This window comes from Mitsuokella jalaludinii DSM 13811, from assembly GCF_000702905.1.
GTDB lineage: Bacteria > Bacillota > Negativicutes > Selenomonadales > Selenomonadaceae > Mitsuokella > Mitsuokella jalaludinii.
Genome location: NZ_JNKR01000001.1, coordinates 141,114 through 160,470, shown reverse-complemented (window position 1 = coordinate 160,470; position 19,357 = coordinate 141,114). Strand labels below are relative to the sequence as shown.

Below are 19,357 nucleotides of genomic sequence, written 5' to 3'. Positions count from 1 at the left end.
CGTTACAGCATCGAGAGAGAGGCTTTGCCTCACTTGGGTGGCACCACGGAATCGAGCGTTTCGTCCCAAATCGGGACGGGCGCTTTTTTTGTTGATGGACAAGGAGAGAAGAATCATGAAGGTATTAGCAGCAGATGGTATTTCGCCGAAAGGCATTGAGCTCTTGCAGAAGGACTTCGAGGTTGTCGTCAAGGATAAGCTTCCGGCAGAGGAACTGCTCGAGATTATCCCGGACTTTGATGCGCTGATCGTGCGCTCGGCCTCGAAGGTCACGGCAGAGGTCATCGCGCGCGCCGAGAAGCTCAAGATCATCGGCCGCGCCGGTGTTGGCGTCGACAACATCGATATCCCGGCTGCGACGGCCAAGGGCATCATCGTCATCAACTCCCCGGGTGGCAACACGATCGCGGCAACGGAGCACACGATGGCCATGATGCTCGCGATGTCGCGCAACATCCCGATTGCGAATGAGACGATGCACAAGGGCGAGTGGAACCGCAAGAAGTACGTCGGCGTCGAGCTGCGCGGCAAGACGCTCGGTGTCATCGGCATGGGCCGCATCGGCTCGGGCGTGGCCAAGCGCGCGATGGCTTTCGACATGAACGTGCTCGCCTACGATCCGTATATTAATGAAGAGCGCGCGAAGGCGCTCGGAGTCAAGATTGCGACGTTCGATGAGGTCATCGAGAACTCCGATTTCATCACGGTACACATGCCGCTGACGAAGGACACGAAGGGCATGATCGCGATGGAGCAGATGAAGAAGATGAAGCCGGGTGTCCGCCTCGTCAACTGCGCGCGCGGCGGCATCATCGACGAGGCAGACCTCGCCGAGGCGCTCAAGCAGGGCATTGTCGCAGCAGCTGCCATCGATGTCTACACGAGCGAGCCGCCTGCCGAGAAGGGCAATCCTTTGCTCGAGGCACCGAACATCGTGCTGACGCCGCATCTCGGCGCTTCGACGGTCGAGGCGCAGATCGGTGTATCGGTCGATGTCGCCAAGGGCATCATCGCGGCGCTGCACGGTGAACCCGTCGCGACGGCCGTCAACATGGCGCCTGTCTCCCCGCAGGTCATGCGCGTTATCGCGCCGTACCTCACGCTGGCCGAGCGCCTCGGCGGCACGGTCGTCGGCCTCGCCGACGGTCCGATCGAGTCGGTTGAAGTCACCTACAACGGCGAGATCACGGAGGTCAACACGGGCCTCCTGACGACGGCCGTCATCAAGGGCCTTCTCAATCCTGTCATGGAGAACGAGGTCAACTACGTCAATGCACCGGGCCTCGCCAAAGAGCGCGGCATCAAGGTGTCGGAACGCAAGGACCGCGCATCTGAGGACTTCGCCAACCTCATCACGGTCGACGTCGTCGCCGGCGGCCAGAAGCTCTCCGTACAGGGCACGCTGTTCGGCACGCAGGGCCGCATCGTCCGCATCAATGACTTCCGCGTCGATGTCGATCCGCATGCGCGCATCCTGATCTGCCCGCACATCAATCGCCCGGGCGTCATCGGCACGGTTGGCACGCTGCTCGGCGGCAATGGCGTCAACATCTCGGCCATGCAGGTCGGCACGACGGAAGAAGAGGGCAAGAACCTCATGGTCCTGACGGTCGACAATGACATCCCGGCCGCTCTCTTAGAGACGGTCAAGGCGCTCGACGGCATCTTCGATGCCAAGCTCGTCAACTTCTATGAGATCTGAGCCTGCGCCCTATATATAGGAAGACAAGGAAAGCCTGTTGCATCTGCAACAGGCTTTTTTATTTCGTGATGATTCTTGTCTCTACGTTATCTCAGTGGAGTTCCAGCTCTGTCTCGCCGCGGATCTTGCCGGGCAGGAAGAGGGAGAGGATGAGGGCAGCAAGGACGGGCAGGAGCCAGGCGAGGCTGCTCTCGTGGAGCGGCAGGCTCTTTATGATAGCACCGGCCCAGTCAATCCCTGCGAATTGGTGCAGGATGTCAAGGGCTGAGATCAGGGCGGCCACAGCGACCGTCAGGCGCATGCCAAAGCGGGAGAGCGCGGCGAATTTGTTGAGGATCGTCATCAGGACGATCGTGATAGCGATCGGGTAGATGAAGAGCAGGATGGGCAGTGAGACTTTGATGATCTGGTTGAGTCCGAGATTGGCGAGCAGCAGGCTGACGAGGCTGACGAGCGTCGCGTATCGCTGGTACGACATGACGGGGAACTCCTCATAGAAGAACGTCGAGACGGCGGCAATGAGGCCGACTGTCGTCGTGAAGCAGGTCAGCGTGACCATGACGGCGAGGAAGTACATGCCAGCCGGTCCGAAGAGCTGGAGCGAAGACTGGGAGAGCACGTAGGCGCCGAGGTTGATGTGCGAGTCGCCGTAGACTTCTGGCGGGATTGGGAAGTGATTGCCGAGCAGCGCCAGCCCGAGGTAGAGCGAACCCATGAGGACGGCGACGGCGAGGCCGGCCATCCATACACTCGTGTAGTGCTCGCGTTCGGAGCGGAAGTGGATGCGGCGCATCTCGTTGAGCGCGAGGATGCAGAAGGCGAACGAGGCGAGCGTGTCCATCGTGTTGTATCCCTCGATGAAACCTGTGCCGAAGGCCGAGGCGCTGTACTTGCCGAGAGGTGCGGGGAGGCTCGTCGAGGTGTAGGCAAAGAGGCCTGTGATCATCAGGACGACGATGAGCACGGCGAACATCGGCGTCAGGACCTTGCCGAGGCGTGCGAGCAGCTTCGTCGGCGTGATGGCCAGCCACCAGGCGAAGGCGAAGTAGAGGATGGTGAAGATGGCGAGCGGCAGGGCGCCGTCACCCGTGATCGGCAGGACGCCGATGGAGAACGATGTGGCCGCCGTGCGCGGGATGGCCATGAGCGGGCCAATCGAGAGATAGATGAGGGAGAGTAGCAGCAATGAGAACAGCGGTGAGATCTTGCGGTTCATCTCGGCGCGGAAGCCGCCGGGGTTGAACGTGCCGATGATCAGCGCGATGACCGGCATGCCGATGCCAGAGAGCAGGAAGCCGAGGATTGCAGGTGCGAACATGCCGCCTGACATGAAGCCGAGCGATGGCGGGAAAATCAGATTGCCAGCGCCGAAGAACATGCCGAAGAGCAAGAGCCCAATCTGCAGGCCGTGCTTGAACATAGGAAAGACTCCTTTCGTATTGATGGGATGCGTATATGTGTTTGTCATGGGCATGACTCATCCATTCTAAGTGCTTTTCTCAGAAATGTCAATTCTGCATGGACAAATTTGTTTTTTCTGCCTCTATCCACTCTGATTTCCCCAAAAATGTACACAGCAATATCCTGTATCATGTATACAGATATAAAATAATCACGCTATTAAAGAAACATATCTAAAGTATACATGCATACAATTTGCAATACATGTAAACCTGCGCTATAATAAATCCACGGATGGAGGAATGACGTATGTATATGAAAGATATGCTTGTAATGAGAATAAAGTTGATTGCACTGAGTCAGATTCGCAATATTGAAGATTCTGTAAAACGGAATCCGATGGCGTATCGAAAAGACACAATGGAATACTGTGAGGCGATGTACGATATCATTGCGAGCATGTCGAAAGAGCGCCTGACGCGCATCGTCGTTCCGATTTACGAGAACTACGAGGAGATGGGCATGGCCGATGACTGCTATGTGGCCGATTCACTCATGATGATCGTCCTCGCACTCTATCAGAACGAGATCGGGGAAGAGACGATCTACGACATCGGCTGGACGAGCTACCTCGAAGATTACTTCCGCGTGCGCGCTGCCATTGCCTGAGTCATGGCGCGGCCGCCATCCTTTGCCATCATTTTGATTCCGAAAACTCCTGCTGAGGCAGGAGTTTTTTTCGTTGAGGGCGAATGTTCTTAACAGGGATACACTCGTCTGCAATCCAATTGCCAGAGTCAAAGGAGGCGATTATCTTGCCGATGTACCGGAAATCGATGCTGATCCTGCTGCTGATCGTCCTGGCAGTGGCCGGGGGCACCTACTATGGCTGCTACATGCAGGAGAAGGAGAGCATCCAGCTCGATGCAGCCTCGCAGGCTGTCAGTCAGGAAGACCGCGCGGAGATCACGGTGTATGTGACGGGGGCCATCAACAAGCCCGGCGTCGTGACCGTCAGGGAGGGCGCGCGCATGGCGGATGCGGTCAAGGCCTGCGGCGGACTGCTGCCGACAGCTGACGGCGAGAAGGTCAACATGGCGCAGGTGCTCAAGGACGGACAGCAGGTCCGCGTGCCGGAGAAGCAGGCGGGGAGCTCTGCTTTGCCGGCAAATACCGGCAAGGCCTCCTCTGCAGTCAAGACGAAGGCGGACGGCCCCATCAATATCAACACGGCCAGCGCGGAGGAGCTCGATGCGCTGCCTGGCATCGGCCCCGCCATGGCCAAGCGCATCATCGAGTACCGCGAGACGGAGGGAGCTTTCACCGCAATCGAGGACATCAAGAAAGTCAAGGGCATCGGTGAGGCGAAATTCGAGAAGATGAAGGACAAGATCTGCCTTTAATATCGGGAGGGTATCATGAAGACAGGACAGTATCCCGTACTCTTCCTCGCCGCTGTGCTGCTCGTGCTGGCACTTGGCATTGAGCTGTCGCTTGCACAGTCGTTCTCCATCCGCTGGGGAGGGGCTGCTCTGGCTGCCTTGCTGCTTGCATCTTTGCTCCTGCTATGGCGCGGGAACCGTCTCTGCGCCATCATGGTGCTGCTGCTCTTCTTCGCACTCGGCATCGTCCGGCTGCAGGCGGCGCTCTTTCTGCCGCCGGCGGACATCTCGTATTTCGCGGGGGCGGGCGCAGAGGTCAAGGTCAGCGGCACGATCGACGATGAGCCGCGCTGGACGCAGGCGGTGCTGCCGGATGGCAGCCGCATCTACAAGGTCCGCTATCTCGTGGCGGTGGAGCAGGTCAGGCGCCCGGGCGGCGACTGGCAGAAGGCCGCAGGGAAGTGCTATCTCTACGCGAGGGCGTCCGTCATGCCGGATAAGGTCGCTCGCATCGGCGATGCTGTGACGGCCTCGGGCAGGGTGCGCCTGCCGCGCGGCTACCAGAATCCCGGCCAGCTTGACACAGCTCTCCTCTTGCGCTCCGACGGCATCACGGCGAGCGTCGTGGCGGGCAAGGGCGGCGCGAAGACCGAGGCACGCGAAGGCCATGCATTCCGGCGCTTCATTGCCGGGATCCGCGAACATTACAGGACGGGCATGGAGCGCGCCATGCCGAAGGAAGATGCCGCGGCCGTCTTTGCCATGCTGTTCGGCGGCTATCAAGGGCTCTCTGAGGACCTCGTCGCGGACTTCCAGGCGACGGGCATCGTGCACATCCTCTCGGTGTCGGGCTCGCACATCAGCCTCATTGCGGCTGTCATGGCCTGGCTGGCCGCGGCGCTGCGCCTGCCGCGCACCGTCTCTGCTGCGCTCGTGCTCTCCTGCATCGCCCTCTACAGCATCCTGGCGGGCTGCGTGCCGCCTGTCATCCGCTCGGCCATCATGGGCGGACTGGCCTTCCTGGCCCTGGCGCTCGGGCGCGAGCGCGAATCGCGCTGTGTCCTGCTGCTGACGGGCATTTTCATGCTGCTCTGGAACCCGCTGCTGCTCTTCCACATCAGCTTCGAGCTGTCATATCTGGCGACGGCCGGGCTCTTGTTCCTCGCGCCTGTTTTCCGGGCATGGCTGCGCGCGAGGGGCATGCCAGATGTCCTAGCGATGGGCCTCGCCATCACCCTTTCAGCGCAGCTCGCGACGCTTCCTGTGCTCGCCTGGTACTTCGGGCAGGTGTCGCTTTCGGCACTGCTCGCTAATCTGCTCGTCGTGCCCATCCTGGAGCTCATCATCATCCTCGGGCTCTTTGCGGGGCTCGTGGCCTTCCTGCTGCCGCTTCTCGGCCATATCGTCTTCGCTTTGACGAGTTTGCTGCTGGGATTGGCGGCGGAGCTCGCACACGTACTCGCGAGTCTCCCAGGCGGCATCTTCTACCTCTCGGCGATGGGCTGGCCTGCTGTCGTGCTCTACTACTTCGCGTTGGGCACTCTGCTGCTGACAGAAGAGCAGCGGGAATGGCTGCGGACCCGCCTTGTGCCCTGGCGACGGCCGGCGTTCGCGCTGTTTCTCGCGTTGGCGGCTGCTGTCGCAGTCTACCGTGCAGTCACGCCGGAGCGCCTCGCGGTCCACTTCCTCGATGTGGGACAGGGCGATGCGGCGCTCGTCGTGACGCCGAGGGGGCGGGCTCTGCTCATTGATACGGGCGGCACGCGCAATGGCAGCTTCGATATCGGCGCGCGCGTCGATGTGCCGTATCTCCTGCATCACGGCATCCGGGAGGTCGAGGCTGTCTTCCTGACGCACGCGCACGAGGACCACGCACAAGGCTGCGGTGCCATCCTGCAGAAGATGCCGGTCGGCCATGTATACACGGCGGACGAGGGCACGGCCGCCTATGCGCGCAGCATGGGGATAGGCGATGCCGACCCTTTGCTGCAGAAGTTCAGCCGGGCGCAGGAGGGCGATGCTTTGACCATAGACGGCGTCAAGGTGGAGGTGCTGTTTGCCCCGCCTGCGCCGGAGGGCGGCGGCACGGGCAATGAAGTCTCAAACGTCTACCGCGTTTCCTACGGCAGGGCGCAGTTCCTCTTCACGGGCGACCTCGTCAAGGAACAGGAGGCAAAGCTATTGGAGACGGGCAAAGACGTGCGGGCAGCGGTCCTCAAGGCCGGCCACCACGGCTCCGCGACATCGAGCTCGCTGGCATTCCTTCAGACTGTCAAGCCGCGCTACGGTGTCTTCTGTGTGGGCTTCGAGAATTCCTTTGGCCACCCGAAGGAAGAGGTCCTGCGCCGCTATGAGCAGCAGGGCATCGAGATCCTGCGCACGGACCAGGCAGGGGCCATCGTCTTTGAGACGGACGGAGAGAAGATGTGGGTGAGGACGCATGTCAAGCAGTCGTGACGTATTGGCAGATCTTGAGGTGATCGTATGGAATTTGCAGAACTGAATCCGGCGCAGCGCGAGGCGGTGGAGAACCTGTCGGACAACATCCTCTTGCTCGCGCCCGCTGGTACGGGCAAGACGAATACGCTGGCCTGCCGCATCGCCAACATACTGGCGGCAGAGCGGGCCGAGCCGGAGGAGATTCTCTGCCTGACTTTCACGAACAAGGCGTGCCGTGAGATGAAGGAGCGCATCGTCCTGCGCGCCGGCGAGGCCGGGCGGCGCGTGCTCGTCCGGACGTTCCATGGCTTCTGCTACGACGTCATCAAGACGGAGGCCAAGCGCCACTCGGATATCTTCGCGGACTTCACGATCTTCGATGAGGCGGACTGCCTCGCCATCATCCGAGATCTCCTGTCCGAGGATTGGCCCGTGCGCTCCGTCCAATCCTTGATTGCTCTCTTGAAGGAAGCGCGGACGGCGTACGGCCTCCAGACGGATGATGCTGAGGCCGACTACAAGGCTGCCCTGCAGAGATTATTGGCAGAAGACCCCGCTGCTGTCCGGAAGCTTGCCGTCACAGAGCACTACCAGTTCTACCGCCAGCTCTTCGAAGCGTGGCAGGCCTGGGGCCCGACAATCGCGGCGCGTTACGATGCGCGCCTCCACGATGTGCACGGCCTCGACTTCACGGATCTCATCGTGCAGGCCGAAGCGCTCTTTGCTCAGGCGGATATCGCCATCAAGTGGGCGCGCCGCTTCCTCTACATCAACATCGACGAGGTGCAGGACACGAGCGAGCTCGAGTACCGCATCCTCTCGCGCATCTTCGGCAGCAGCCGCCTGCTGCTCTGCGGCGATTACTTCCAGACCATCTACGAGTGGCGCGGCTCGCATCCCGAGGTCGTCCTGCGCGCCTATCAGCGCGACTGGCATCCGCGCCGCATCGTGCTGACGGAGAACTACCGCTCGACGCAGGTCCTCTTGAGCGCGTCCTTCGCGTGGCTGAAGAACCGCTTCCCCGAGCGCGTCTCGGCGCTCTACCCCGAGGGCATCCATGCGGTCAGCGCTGAGCACGGCCTGCCCATCGTGCTGAAGGGCGCGATGAGCTTCGCGGAGGAAGCACAGTGGATCTACTACAAGATCCAACAGCTGCCGGTGGAGGATTACGGGCGCGTCTGCATCCTGACGCGCAGCAACCGCTACAATAAAGACCTGTCGCTCTACTTCCGCAACCTTGGTTGCCATCTGGCGGAGGGCGAGCGCCTGCCCTTCATGCTACTCGATGAGCTCAAGTTCTTCCGGCGGCAGGAGGTCAAGGACGCGCTGGCCTTCCTGCGGCTCGTCGTCAACCCGCACGATGCGGCGAGCTTCGTGCGCATTCTCAACCGCTTCGGCAGGGGCATCGGCCCGGGCACAATACGCAAGATCTCGCACGAGTCGTATCGCCGGGCTGGCATCCGCATCACGGATTACCTCGACGAGGATGCGCGGCGCACGGGCGACCCGTTCGCAGTGCTTGTAGAGGCGTTCGAGGCGGAGGATATCGTCGTCTTCGACGTCGAGGCGACGGGTGTCGACCCGACGCGCGATGAGATCATCCAGATTGCCGGCCTGCGTCTCGGCCGGGACGGGAAGGCAAAGGCTGAGTTCAAGCGCCTCTTGAAGGCACGCCGCTCTGTTGGAGACAGCTACAAGGTGCACAAGATCAGCGACGCATTACTGCAGCAGGAAGGCCAGGAGCCGGAGGAAGTCCTGCGCGAGTTCTGCGCCTTTGCCGCGGGCAGCGTCATCGTCGGCCACAACGTCACGTATGACCTCAGCATCCTCGGCAGCGAGCTCGCGCGGCTCGGCCTGCCGCCACTCGCGTACCGGCGTTACTACGACACGCTCGACATCTTTCGCCGCTTCTACCCGAACCTGCCGAACCACAAGCTCGAGTACCTCGGCGAATTCTGTCATGTCTCGCACCGCTCTACACACGATGCAATGGACGATGTCTGCGCGACGGCCGAGATCCTCGTCTACGCCATCGAGAAGGATATACGCCCGCATGCCAGAGAGCGCAAGGAATTCATGGAGAAGTGGCAGGATGTATTCAACGAGCTCGCGGGACACATCAGCTCCATCCGGCGCGAGGCCGTGAGGATGCGCCCCTGGCAGCTGCTCGCCAAGATCGTCGTGGACATCGGCATCGATGATTACTACCGCAGGCGCGGGGAGGCGCAGCGTATCGAGAACCTTCGCGACCTCTTCCGGCAGGCGCGCGCGATGGACGACAGCGAGGCGCGCCCATTCGACGCCTTGATGCGCTTCCTCAACTACGTGACACTCTCCAACACGAACCTCGACGCCATGACGAAGCGGCAGCAGATCCCCATCGTCACCGTGCATCAGGCAAAGGGCGCGGAGTTCGACTACGTCTTCGTCGCGGGCCTGCAGGAGGGGACGTTCCCGGGACTCCAGGCAGAGAAGAACGACAGCCTCGATGAGGAAGCGCGCCTCTTCTACGTCGCCATCACGCGTCCGAAGCGCCAGCTCTTCCTGTCCTGGTGCCAGACGCAATACGGCCACTACACGCACATGAGCCGTTTCCTGCTCGACCTGCCGCGCGAGTTCGTGCAGAATGAGTGAGATGTTGGAATTATACTTCTTTTTGAAATACTATATACATTGCCGCGCTCGTATAGTATAATTTTTTTAGATGGCTATGACTGTAACGTTGTAAGCCTGAATGGGGATTTTCGATTTGGAAAGGAAGGGTTAGTTTTGGCTGATATGAAACAGTATGTTGAGGATGTGCTCGCGAGCATCGAGCAGAAGGATCCAGAGCAGAAGATGTTCCACGACACGGTATCCGAGGTATTCTCGAGCATTGTCCCAGTCCTGGAAGTGCATCCGGAGTACAGGGAGAACAAGATCCTGGAGCGCATGGTCGAGCCAGAGCGCACCGTCTCCTTCCGCGTGGTCTGGCAGGACGACAAGGGCGAGGTCCAGGTCAACCGCGGCTACCGCGTCCAGATGTCGAGCGCGATGGGCCCCTACAAGGGCGGCCTGCGCTTCCATCCGAGCGTCACGCTCGATGTCCTGAAGTTCCTGGCCTTCGAGCAGGTCTACAAGAATGCCCTGACGGGACTGCCAATCGGCGGCGCCAAGGGTGGCTCGGACTTTGACCCGCACGGGCGCAGCGACAATGAGGTCATGCACTTCTGCCAGAGTTTCATGACGGAGCTCTGCCGCCACATTGGCCCGAATGTCGACGTGCCGGCCGGGGACATCGGCGTCGGCGGCCGCGAGATCGGCTATCTCTTCGGCCAGTACAAGCGCATCCGCGACAGCTACGACGCCGGCGTGCTGACGGGCAAGCGCGTCGATTACTGGGGTTCTCTTGCGCGCACGGAAGCGACGGGCTACGGCCTGCTGTACTTCGTCAAGAATATGCTCGATGCCAAGGGCATTGACCTTGCAGGCAAGACGATTGTCGTCTCTGGCTCGGGCAATGTCGCGACGTATGCCATCGAGAAGGCGCAGGAGTACGGCGCGAAGGTCGTCACTTGCTCCGACTCGAACGGCTACATCTACGACCCGGAAGGCATCGACCTCGCCGCTGTCAAGGAGATCAAGCAGGTGCGCCGCGGCCGCATCAAGGAGTACGTCGAGAAGCATCCGCAGGCTGAGTACCACGAGGGCTGCCGCGGTGTCTGGACGGTCAAGTGCGACATCGCGCTGCCGTGCGCGACGCAGGGCGAGATCGACCTCGCGAGCGCCAAGGCGCTCGTCGCCAACGGTGTTACAGCTGTCGGCGAGGGCGCGAACATGCCGTCCTCGCTCGACGCCATCGCCTACTTCCAGCAGCAAAAGGTCCTCTTCGCGCCAGCCAAGGCTGCAAATGCCGGCGGTGTCGCTGTCTCAGCCCTCGAGATGGCGCAGAACTCGGAGCGCCTGCAGTGGACGTTCGAGGAAGTCGATGGCCGCCTCAAGGCTATCATGAAGAACATCTACGAGAGCGCTCGCAAGAATGCCGAGAAATACGCAGACCCCGACGACCTTGTCGCCGGTGCGAATATCACAGCCTTCGTGCGCGTCGCCGATGTCATGCTGGCTCAGGGGCTTGTCTGACCGAGAGCTTTCCCGATACGGACGGGCACAAAAGCGCCGCTTCATCTTTTGGTGGAGCGGCGTTCTTTTATGCTATAATGCTATCAGGAAGAAAGACTTTGGAAAGGGGCGTTGCTGGTGAAATTCGGCGAGTTCATGGCGGCCATCCGCAAGGGGGAGCTGCCGCATGTATTCCTGCTGAGCGGCGAGGAGCCGTACTACATCGATAAGGCGAAGGGGGCCCTGCTCGGGAGGCTCTTCCCGGACGGCGTCGGCATGGAGGATGCGCTGCAGAAGGTCAATGGCGACATGGCGCTCGCAGACCTGCTCGCGAGCATCGAAGCGGCGCCATTCTTTGCCGACAAGAATGTCATCGCCCTTTCGGGGACGAATCTCTTCCGGGAGAACAAGGCGCCTGCTGATACCAAGGAGCTCGAGGCGCTCTGCCATCAGCTCGGCAACATGCCGCCCTACAGCTACTTGATCTTCGTCGCGCCCTACAAGGCGGACAAGCGGCGAAAGCTCTACAAGGCATTGTCAAAAAATGGCCTTGTGCTCGAGGCGGAGCCCTTGCGCGCCTGGAACATCCAGGACTGGCTGCAGGACAAGCTGCGCGCCATCCACAAGGAGATGGACCGCGATGCTTACGCCTACTTTGCTGGAGCTGTCAGCATGATGCAGCAGATCTCGCTCTCGTACCTCGATAAGGAGTTCGACAAGCTCGCGCTCTTCAGCGAGGGGCGGCGCATCACGAAGGCGGAGCTCGTCGAAGTCTTCTCGGGCCTGCCGGAAGTCTCGGTCTTTGCGCTCATGGATGCCATCAGCGCGCGCGACAGCAAGAAGGCCCTGATGCTGCTGCACCGTCAATTGGCAGACGGCACGTACTTCACCGTGCTGCTGGCCCTGCTGACGCGCCACGTGCGCCAGCTCTGGCAGGCGAAGGTGCTCATGAAGAGGGGCGTGCGCGGCAAGGCGCTCGCCAAGCCACTGGAGCTCAATCCCTTCATCGCCGAGAAACTCGGGCGGGCGGCCGCTGCCTTCAAGGAGGATACCTTGAAGTGCGCGATGCTGCGGCTCATCGATGCCGACTATCTGCTCAAGACGGGACAGGCCGGCAATGAGATGCTCGAAGAGGCTGTCATCACGCTCTGCAGGAGATGAAAAACGCCATGGACTGCTGTGTGCGGCAATCCATGGCGTTTCTATACACAAGATCATTTTTTCTGAGGGAACGGCGCAAAGACCGTGCAGATGGCGGCGAGCGGCAGTGTCAGCGAGGAGACGAGCAGCGCCGGCGTCAGGCCAATCTGGTCGCCGAGGGCGGCGGTGATGGCCGTGCCGAGGCTGCCGAGGCCGAACGAGAAGCCGAGCATCATGCCCGAAGCCATGCCCTCACTGCCGGGCATGGCGCGCTGTGCCCAGACGAGAGAACTCGGCTGCGGCGCGAGCAGCAGGGCCCCTGTGAGGAAGAGTGCGATGAGTGACAGCGGCTCCGTGCCAGGATGCAGGTAGAAGTAGACCGTCGGGAAGATTGCGAGGGTCAGTGCGATGATGATGATGCGCTTGTGGGCGATGCGGTCGCCGAGGTAGCCGCCGACGAGCCCGCCAACCGTGCAGCCGACGAGGAAGAACGTCAGGAGCGTGCCTGACAGGATGCCCGAGTAGCCGTGGCTGACGAGCAGCAGGGGCAGGAGCGTCGACATCGAGACATGCGTGCAGCAGCGCAGGCCCATTGCGACGTTGAGGCGCAGGATGGCAGCATTGTGGAAAACTTCGCGCAGGTGGAAGACCTTGCCCTTGGCTTGCTCCGCGACTGTCGAGAAGCGCGTCAGGCCGCTCTTGAGGCAGACGAAGGCGAAGAGGAAGGCGGGCACCATGAGCCACGGAAGCTCTGCCATCGAGAAGCGGTCGAGGAAGGCGATGACGATGATCGGCGCGAGCGCGTAGCCGAGGTTGCCGCCCGCGATGTAGTACGACATCGAGCGGCCCTGGCGTTCCGACGGCGCCGTCTTGGCGACGAGCGTCGAGCCGAGCGGGTGGAAGGCCGAGACGGAGAGCCCCGTGAGGGCAATGATGGTGAAGAGCATCGCCTTCGTCGAGATCAGGCCAATCGAGCAGATGCAGATGGCGCCGAACGGGATGACCGGTATGAGGATGCGGCTGAGGTTGTGGCGGTCCATGACGTAGCCGAAGACGGGCTGCATCATGTTGCTCGTGATGGACAGGACCATGACAAGAAGGCCGCTGACCGTCAGCGAGATGCCGAGTTGCGGCATGATGATCGGCAGCAGGATCGGCAGGAAATTGCAGTAGAAATCATTGAGGAAGTGGCCTGTGCTCAGTAGCCAGGTGCCGTCTTTTTTCATACAGATACCTCCTTAACGGGACTGCCCGCCCATGGCCGCGAGCAGGCGTCTGATGGGCAGCAGGCGCAGGATGATGCAGCAGATCACGAACTCCGGGATGAGATACGTCGCGTTGAAGACGAGCGAGTAGGCGAGCGGGTTCATCCCCTCCGGTGCGTACGAGGCGAAGAAGACGACGCCGGACACCACATGGCAGAGGAAGCGCGCGAGAAACGCGAGCGCCGTACCGCGATAGAGATGGCCGCTCCAGAGGCCTGCGAGGCCCATCGCCATGTACGGCAGCGGGTAGTCGAAGAGCACCTGCACTGGATGGACGATGAAGGGGTCCTGGATGATGTTGATGAGGCCGTAGAGGAAGCCGGCGAGCGCGCCGATGCCGGGCCCATAGCGGTACGAGAGCAGGAGCAGCGGGACCATGGCACCGAGCGTGACACTGCCGCCCTGCGGCATGTGGAAGATGCGAATCTGATGGAGTACGATGGTCAGTGCGAGCATCAGCGCGATGTCGATGATCGTGCGCGTTGTCAGGCGGATGTGGCGCGTGTAGAGCCCGCCGAGGATCAGCACGAGCGTGCCGAGCATGGCAAAGCCTGCTGTCGGCGAGGCGAGAAGTTCAGTCATGATAACACTTCTTTCTAATATTAATGTGAGACGATTTACAACGACTCTCATTGTAACAAAGGTTACTGTGAAATACAAGGCGTTGTGCTACGATACAGAGAGTGAAAGAGGAGGATACGAACATGGGAAAATGGGCCGTTATTTATTCGTCAGTTACGGGCAATACGAGAACGATCGCAGAGGCAATCGCAGAGCAGGCAGGAGACGCCGATGTCTTTTGCGTGCAGGATGCGCCGGAGGACCTCTCGAGCTATGAGGTGGTGGCACTCGGCTACTGGCTCCGCCTCGGGCAGCCGGACCCGCTGATGCTCAAGTATCTGCCAAAGGTCCGCGATGCACAGGTCGTGTTCTTCCAGACGCATGGCACGTCACCGACGAGCGAGCACGCCATCACGAGCTTCGCGCGTGCTGGATACAATCTCGGCCCCGGCTGCACGATCCTCGGCACGTTCGGCTGCCGCGGCAAGATCAACCCTGCGATGCTCGCCAAGCGCAAGAACGCAGGTCCAGACGACCCGCACGGCGGTCCCCAGAGCATGGAGCGTTGGAAACTCGCCTCCACGCATCCCGATGCACAGGACATTGCCGACGCTAAGGATCTTGTCGATCGCATGAAGCACAAGATGGCCATGCGCGAGCGGTTCCTGGCAAAGAAGGCAGCCAAGCTGGCGGCTTTGCGGCAAAAAAAGACAGATAAAGATTAATCGCATAATTTGGCTCCTTTAGCGGGCCTATTTTTTTTGGAAGAAATAAAATAGAAAAGACGAATCATTCATCAAGAGATGTAGATAATTACAAAAACGTGTAGTATAATAAATTAAAACAAAATGTGCTTAAAGTTGACAGTATCATCTGTAAAGGTAGCTATTGCATCTGAACGTGTATCATGAGAGAGGGTTGAGGAATGTGTATCGGTTGACTTTTTCGTGCCATTGTGGCAGACGGCAATGAGGTGGGCAGCCATACCGACCATCATGTGCCAATGCTGCGCGTGGATGAGAAGGGAAGAAGCTATATTGTGGAAGACGATGCAACGTATCGCCAGAACGTCCGATCCTCGTATGAGAAATTGTTCAATACCATCGGTGATATGAAGATTGAGGGGGGCAGCCGCTATGGCCTTACGCGGCTCCTACGTCCGCCAGAATTGGCAGTCAGCCGTCCGGGCTGTGCCGTTGCATTAGACGAGGGGTTCACTTACTTGGTCAGCGGCTCAGGCAGTGCCGAGGACTATGGCTCTGTTTCCATGGAGTCACTTGAGGGCATCATGGACCACATCGTCCACAAGCGCAACGGCGATGTGCGCCGCGGCGCCATCATGATTATGCATATGAGTGGAACGGCCACGCGCACGCCGTATGCACTTGATTTGCTGCTGACGAAGAATGATCAACGTCCGGAAGGCGACCCGAAGAAGTTCAAGGTCGGGCTGCTCGGAGATTATCTTATAGATGGCTACGACCAACGCATGGTGACACCGAAGGATATGCGTGAGAAGCGGATTGATTTTTAATAGTTGATATCTATATCAGGTCTAGGAAATATTATTCTTGTCAATATTTCCTAGACCTTGTTTTTATGAATAAAATCATTTTTAGCACGGTTATTGTCTTCTCTGTGACAATATGGTAGCATATGAGGTAGTTTCTGCGAAAAATGTTACATTTGGATGCCATTTGTATACACTATTTGGAAAAGAGGTGCTCAATAGGGCATGGAATCAACGAATGTATCGGATGAGGTGCTCAATCTCATGCCGGGGGCTGTGGCTCTGTTCCGGGCGGATGAAAGCATTTTTTGTGCCAATGAAGCGATGCAAGATCTGTATGACTGTCAGTCACAGAGGGAGTTCTTTGAGCTGACGGGGGCATCGTTCCGCGGCATGGTCTTGCCAGAGCATTACGAGTCCATTGCCATGATGGTGGAGAAGGCGATGCAACACGGCAGTGCTCTGCAGGGGGGCCTGCCGGTCAGTTACTCGTATCTTTCCTTCTGCATCTGCACGAAGACGGGCCGGTTCCGCTCGGTCGAGGGTTCGATACGCCGTGTCTGCCACCGCGGCGTATGGCTCTGGTCGCTCTTGCTCGTCGATGTCTACGCGCGCTTTCTCGCGGTGGAGCGCGATGCCCTGACGAATCTCATGGGCAGGCACCTCTTTTTTTTCCAAGGTGTCGGAGCGCGAGGAAGCTGACCGCGCTGAAGGCGTCTACGGCAGGGACGCGCTGGCGTACTTCAATCTGACGAACTTCAAGCAGTACAATGGACGTACGGTGCGGAGGGCGGCGATGATTTCCTGTGCAAGATCGCGGCGGTCCTGCGGCACACCTTTCCCGATGCGCCACTGGCCCGCATGTCGTCGGATATCTTCATGGCCTTGGTGCCGGCAGGCGATGCGCAGAGCCGCATTGAGGAGGCCGTGCAGGAAGTCAATGGCCTGCTCGAGGGGGAGAACACGTACCTGCACGCGGGCATACGCTACTTCTCGCCACAGGAGCGCGTGCCGGTCAGCATGGCCTGCGAGCAGGCGAAGGCGGCCTGTGATTCCATCAAGAAGGAGCGCAGCCGCGCCTACTGCATCTTCTCAGAGCATCTCCGGCAGGAATTGGAGATTCGCTCCTATGTCATCTCCCACATCGACGAGGCCGTCGAGAACGGCTACATCGAGATCTACTACCAGCCAGTCGTGCGCACGTTGACGGGGAAACTCGCAGGCATGGAGGCCTTGGCGCGCTGGCGTGACCCGGTTTACGGATTCCTGCGCCCCGATCAGTTCATCCCGGTGCTCGAGGAGGAGCGCCTCATCGACAAGCTCGACCGCTATGTCATACGGGAATGTGGGCGCCAGCTCCGCAGGCAGATCGATGCACATCGGCCCATCGTGCCGATCTCGTTCAATGTGTCGCGCATGGATTTCCAGCTCATGGATGTCCTTTCAGAGATCGAGGCGGTCGTCCGGGAGAATGAGCTGCCGCGCGATTACCTGCGCATCGAGATCACGGAGACGGCCATGGTGCAGGACAGCGACAAGATCTTGAAGATGATTGACCGCTTCCGCGGCAATGGCTATTCAGTTTGGCTCGATGATTTTGGCAGCGGCTACTCTTCCCTGAATGTGCTCAAGGATTACCATTTCGATGAGCTCAAGATCGACATGGAGTTCCTGCGCGCCTTCAATGACACGAGTCGCAAGATTATCACATCGGTTGTCATGATGGCCAAGGCCATCGGCATCCACACATTGGCAGAGGGTGTCGAGACGAGGGAGCAGGTGAGGTTCCTTCGCAGCATCGGCTGCGAGAAGATACAGGGCTATCATTACGGGCGCCCGATGCCGTATGACGAGCTGCTCGTGCATTGCCAGGAGCGTCATCTGCGCGCAGAGACGCGCGAGGAAGCGCGCATCTATGAGAAGGCAGGCCTCTTCAATGTCATCATGGCTTCGCCGGTGGCCCTGTTCCTCGACGATGGCCGGAATCTGTACATGGCCTACGAGAACGACGCTTATCGGAAGGTCATGAAGGGCGTGGGCATCTCGGGGCGGCGCGCCGTCAACTGGATCATCCATTCGCTCGATGACGCGCGGAAGGAGAGGTTGCGCGCCTATGCCGACCGCGTGACGCGCAACCGTCCCTGCAAGGTGTCGGAGACGTTCCTGCTGGACGGCAGGCGCCTGCGCGTCCGCGCCAAGACCCTGGCCGGCCTGCCGGGCTTCCACATCCACATGGCGGAGATCGTGGACCTCACGCGCGATGCCGACTCCCTTTGAGCGAAGCGAGCGGGCAACAAAAAAACTTCCCGGGATGGGAAGTTTTTTTGTTGCCCGTTCAGTTGTCCTGGCTGGCGGTGTCCTTTTCTTTGGCTGCTTCGCGCTTGCGCGTGAGGTAGGCGTCCATGGCCTTGGCGACGTGCTTGGCATCCTTGACGACTTCGACGACGTTGGCCGGGCCGAGGACGACGTCGCCGCCGGAGAAGACGCCCTCGCGTGTCGTAGCGCCGTTCTCGTCGACTTCGACGAGGCCGCGGTTGTCGACCTCGAGGCCCGTCGTCGTACGGACGATCTTGTCCTTCGGGGCCTGGCTGACGGCAATGATCGTGCTGTCGGCGGGGTAGAGCTGCGGCTCATCTTCGCTGAGCAGGTTGCCGTCTGCATCGAAGTGGCGCTCGTAGAGCATCGGGCCGTCCTTCGTGATGGCGGCGACGCCCTTGCAGAGATCAAACTCGACGCCGTCTGCCTGTGCGTACTCGTACTCGCGGATGCTCGCGCGGACTTCATTGCGGCGCGCGTAGACGGTGACGAAGCGGCTGCCCTTGCGGATGGCTGTGCGGGCGGCATCCATCGCGGAATTGCCCGAGCCGATGACGGCGACGCGGTCGCCGAGCTGGTAGACATCCGGGTTCTGCAGGTAGTCGACGGCGTAGTGGCAGTTGCCGAGGCTCTCGCCGCGCACGCCGAGGCCACGCGGACGCCAGACGCCGGAGCCGATGAAGACAGCATCGTAGCCGTCTTTGAACAGGGTATCGAGCGTCAGGATGCTGCCGATCGTCGTGTTCGGGCGGATGTGGATGCCGAGCTCGACGAGCTTCTTCTGGTAGCGGTTGAGGATGTCGAGCGGCAGGCGGAAGGACGGGATGCCGTAGCGCATCATGCCGCCGAGCTTGCTCTTGCGCTCGAAGATTGTCACATCGTAGCCGAGCTGGGCGAGCTTGACGCTGACCGTGATGCCGGCCGGGCCCGCGCCGATGATGGCGACATTCTGTCCCTTGGGCGGCTCGTGTTCCATGATGACCTTGTCGAGGTAGATGTCGGAGATGTAATGTTCGATGCTCGAGATCTGCACCGGAGCACCCTTGCGCCCCTGGATGCAGTTGCCTTCGCACTGCTTCTCGTGGTCGCAGACGAGGGAGCAGACGATGCTCATCGGGTTGTTGATGAAGAGCATCTCGCCTGCTTCATTGATCTGTCCGTCGAGGAAGAGCCGGATCATCTCGGGGATATTCGTCTGAGCCGGGCAGCCTTTGAGGCGGCAGAGCGGCTTCTTGCACTGGAGGCAGCGGCGTGCCTCATTGATGACATGGATGGCCATGCACTATCACCTATTCCTTTTGTTGTACCGTTCCCATTTTCGGGGAGTGACTGTGTATTTCCTTTATTGTAACCGAAACTTTTCGGAGAGACAAGTTTCAGTTATATTCTCAATATTACGTCATTATTAAATATTAACAGTTAACCAGTTGACAATAAATAAGGGGAATGCTATGATAGACGAGGTAATGCGCATCATGCAAGGAATATCTTCCCATCATGCATGGCGCAGGGTAAGACAAATGAAAGGCAGCCGGAATAGCCG

Annotated in this window: 15 protein-coding genes, 1 pseudogene and 1 other annotated feature (1 of these 17 running past the window's edge); of the genes and pseudogenes, 12 read left to right on the top strand and 4 right to left on the bottom strand. The window is 59.9% G+C overall.

Features of this window, described 5'->3' with window-relative positions; translation table 11 throughout:
• Window positions 1-71 (top strand) — a binding site (T-box leader); it begins 123 nt to the left of the window's first position.
• Window positions 72-115: 44 nt separating this feature from the next.
• Window positions 116-1,702 carry a phosphoglycerate dehydrogenase gene (gene serA / locus T518_RS00725; RefSeq protein WP_036373718.1) on the top strand — a complete coding sequence of 529 codons (1,587 nt, stop codon included), beginning with the start codon at window positions 116-118 and terminating at the stop codon, window positions 1,700-1,702.
• Window positions 1,703-1,793: 91 nt separating this feature from the next.
• Here serA and brnQ read toward each other — a convergent pair whose 3' ends face one another.
• Window positions 1,794-3,122: a branched-chain amino acid transport system II carrier protein gene (brnQ, locus tag T518_RS00720; RefSeq protein WP_036373715.1), complete on the bottom strand. Its 1,329-nt coding sequence runs from the start codon at window positions 3,120-3,122 to the stop codon at window positions 1,794-1,796.
• A 419-nt stretch (window positions 3,123-3,541) separates the two neighbouring features.
• Here brnQ and T518_RS00715 point away from each other — a divergent pair, with 419 nt between their 5' ends.
• From T518_RS00715 to holA, 6 genes are all read left to right on the top strand, one after another.
• Window positions 3,542-3,772 carry a hypothetical protein gene (locus T518_RS00715; protein WP_036373713.1) on the top strand — a complete coding sequence of 77 codons (231 nt, stop codon included), beginning with the start codon at window positions 3,542-3,544 and terminating at the stop codon, window positions 3,770-3,772.
• A gap of 146 nt (window positions 3,773-3,918) precedes the next feature.
• A complete protein-coding gene (locus T518_RS00710) occupies window positions 3,919-4,506 on the top strand; it encodes a ComEA family DNA-binding protein (protein ID WP_036373711.1) in 588 nt (195 codons plus the stop codon).
• A 15-nt stretch (window positions 4,507-4,521) separates the two neighbouring features.
• Window positions 4,522-6,942: a DNA internalization-related competence protein ComEC/Rec2 gene (locus T518_RS00705; protein ID WP_036373708.1), complete on the top strand. Its 2,421-nt coding sequence runs from the start codon at window positions 4,522-4,524 to the stop codon at window positions 6,940-6,942.
• Window positions 6,943-6,969: 27 nt separating this feature from the next.
• A complete protein-coding gene (locus T518_RS00700; protein WP_036373706.1) occupies window positions 6,970-9,558 on the top strand; it encodes a 3'-5' exonuclease in 2,589 nt (862 codons plus the stop codon).
• Window positions 9,559-9,693: 135 nt separating this feature from the next.
• Window positions 9,694-11,043 carry an NADP-specific glutamate dehydrogenase gene (gene gdhA / locus T518_RS00695; RefSeq protein WP_036373702.1) on the top strand — a complete coding sequence of 450 codons (1,350 nt, stop codon included), beginning with the start codon at window positions 9,694-9,696 and terminating at the stop codon, window positions 11,041-11,043.
• A 117-nt stretch (window positions 11,044-11,160) separates the two neighbouring features.
• Window positions 11,161-12,183: a DNA polymerase III subunit delta gene (holA, locus tag T518_RS00690; RefSeq protein WP_036374431.1), complete on the top strand. Its 1,023-nt coding sequence runs from the start codon at window positions 11,161-11,163 to the stop codon at window positions 12,181-12,183.
• A 53-nt stretch (window positions 12,184-12,236) separates the two neighbouring features.
• Here the strand turns inward: holA and T518_RS00685 are convergent, their stop codons facing one another.
• Window positions 12,237-13,388: an MFS transporter gene (locus tag T518_RS00685; RefSeq protein ID WP_036373699.1), complete on the bottom strand. Its 1,152-nt coding sequence runs from the start codon at window positions 13,386-13,388 to the stop codon at window positions 12,237-12,239.
• A gap of 12 nt (window positions 13,389-13,400) precedes the next feature.
• Window positions 13,401-14,009: an energy-coupled thiamine transporter ThiT gene (gene thiT / locus T518_RS00680; protein ID WP_244881828.1), complete on the bottom strand. Its 609-nt coding sequence runs from the start codon at window positions 14,007-14,009 to the stop codon at window positions 13,401-13,403.
• 122 nt (window positions 14,010-14,131) lie between these two features.
• Here thiT and T518_RS00675 point away from each other — a divergent pair, with 122 nt between their 5' ends.
• The 5 genes and pseudogenes from T518_RS00675 to T518_RS00660 all read left to right on the top strand — a co-directional run bounded on the left by T518_RS00675 (window position 14,132) and on the right by T518_RS00660 (window position 17,775).
• On the top strand, window positions 14,132-14,713 hold the full coding sequence (locus T518_RS00675) for a flavodoxin family protein (protein ID WP_036373694.1): 582 nt from the start codon (window positions 14,132-14,134) through the stop codon (window positions 14,711-14,713).
• Window positions 14,714-15,099: 386 nt separating this feature from the next.
• Window positions 15,100-15,522 carry a polysaccharide deacetylase family protein gene (locus tag T518_RS00670; protein WP_211248159.1) on the top strand — a complete coding sequence of 141 codons (423 nt, stop codon included), beginning with the start codon at window positions 15,100-15,102 and terminating at the stop codon, window positions 15,520-15,522.
• Window positions 15,523-15,822: 300 nt separating this feature from the next.
• Window positions 15,823-16,200: a hypothetical protein gene (locus T518_RS00665; RefSeq protein ID WP_162177172.1), complete on the top strand. Its 378-nt coding sequence runs from the start codon at window positions 15,823-15,825 to the stop codon at window positions 16,198-16,200.
• A 51-nt stretch (window positions 16,201-16,251) separates the two neighbouring features.
• Window positions 16,252-16,557 (top strand): annotated as a pseudogene (locus T518_RS12290) (diguanylate cyclase domain-containing protein); the annotation flags it as partial.
• Window positions 16,558-16,611: 54 nt separating this feature from the next.
• The gene (locus T518_RS00660) at window positions 16,612-17,775 is read left to right on the top strand and encodes an EAL domain-containing protein (protein ID WP_255241109.1); all 1,164 of its coding nucleotides are present in this window, start codon (window positions 16,612-16,614) and stop codon (window positions 17,773-17,775) included.
• Between the two features lie 58 nt (window positions 17,776-17,833).
• Here the strand turns inward: T518_RS00660 and T518_RS00655 are convergent, their stop codons facing one another.
• Window positions 17,834-19,093: an NAD(P)-dependent oxidoreductase gene (locus T518_RS00655; protein ID WP_036373683.1), complete on the bottom strand. Its 1,260-nt coding sequence runs from the start codon at window positions 19,091-19,093 to the stop codon at window positions 17,834-17,836.
• Between the last annotated feature and the right edge of the window lie 264 nt (window positions 19,094-19,357).

Excerpts from the sequence above, each read along its gene's own strand:
- serA (WP_036373718.1), top strand. The coding sequence starts at position 116 with ATGAAGGTATTAGCAGCAGATGGTATTTCGCCGAAAGGCATTGAGCTC.
- brnQ (WP_036373715.1), bottom strand. The coding sequence starts at position 3,122 with ATGTTCAAGCACGGCCTGCAGATTGGGCTCTTGCTCTTCGGCATGTTC.
- T518_RS00715 (WP_036373713.1), top strand. The coding sequence starts at position 3,542 with ATGTACGATATCATTGCGAGCATGTCGAAAGAGCGCCTGACGCGCATC.
- T518_RS00705 (WP_036373708.1), top strand. The coding sequence starts at position 4,522 with ATGAAGACAGGACAGTATCCCGTACTCTTCCTCGCCGCTGTGCTGCTC.
- T518_RS00700 (WP_036373706.1), top strand. The coding sequence starts at position 6,970 with ATGGAATTTGCAGAACTGAATCCGGCGCAGCGCGAGGCGGTGGAGAAC.
- T518_RS00685 (WP_036373699.1), bottom strand. The coding sequence starts at position 13,388 with ATGAAAAAAGACGGCACCTGGCTACTGAGCACAGGCCACTTCCTCAAT.
- thiT (WP_244881828.1), bottom strand. The coding sequence starts at position 14,009 with ATGACTGAACTTCTCGCCTCGCCGACAGCAGGCTTTGCCATGCTCGGC.
- T518_RS00675 (WP_036373694.1), top strand. The coding sequence starts at position 14,132 with ATGGGAAAATGGGCCGTTATTTATTCGTCAGTTACGGGCAATACGAGA.
- T518_RS00670 (WP_211248159.1), top strand. The coding sequence starts at position 15,100 with ATGAAGATTGAGGGGGGCAGCCGCTATGGCCTTACGCGGCTCCTACGT.
- T518_RS00665 (WP_162177172.1), top strand. The coding sequence starts at position 15,823 with ATGCAAGATCTGTATGACTGTCAGTCACAGAGGGAGTTCTTTGAGCTG.
- T518_RS00655 (WP_036373683.1), bottom strand. The coding sequence starts at position 19,093 with ATGGCCATCCATGTCATCAATGAGGCACGCCGCTGCCTCCAGTGCAAG.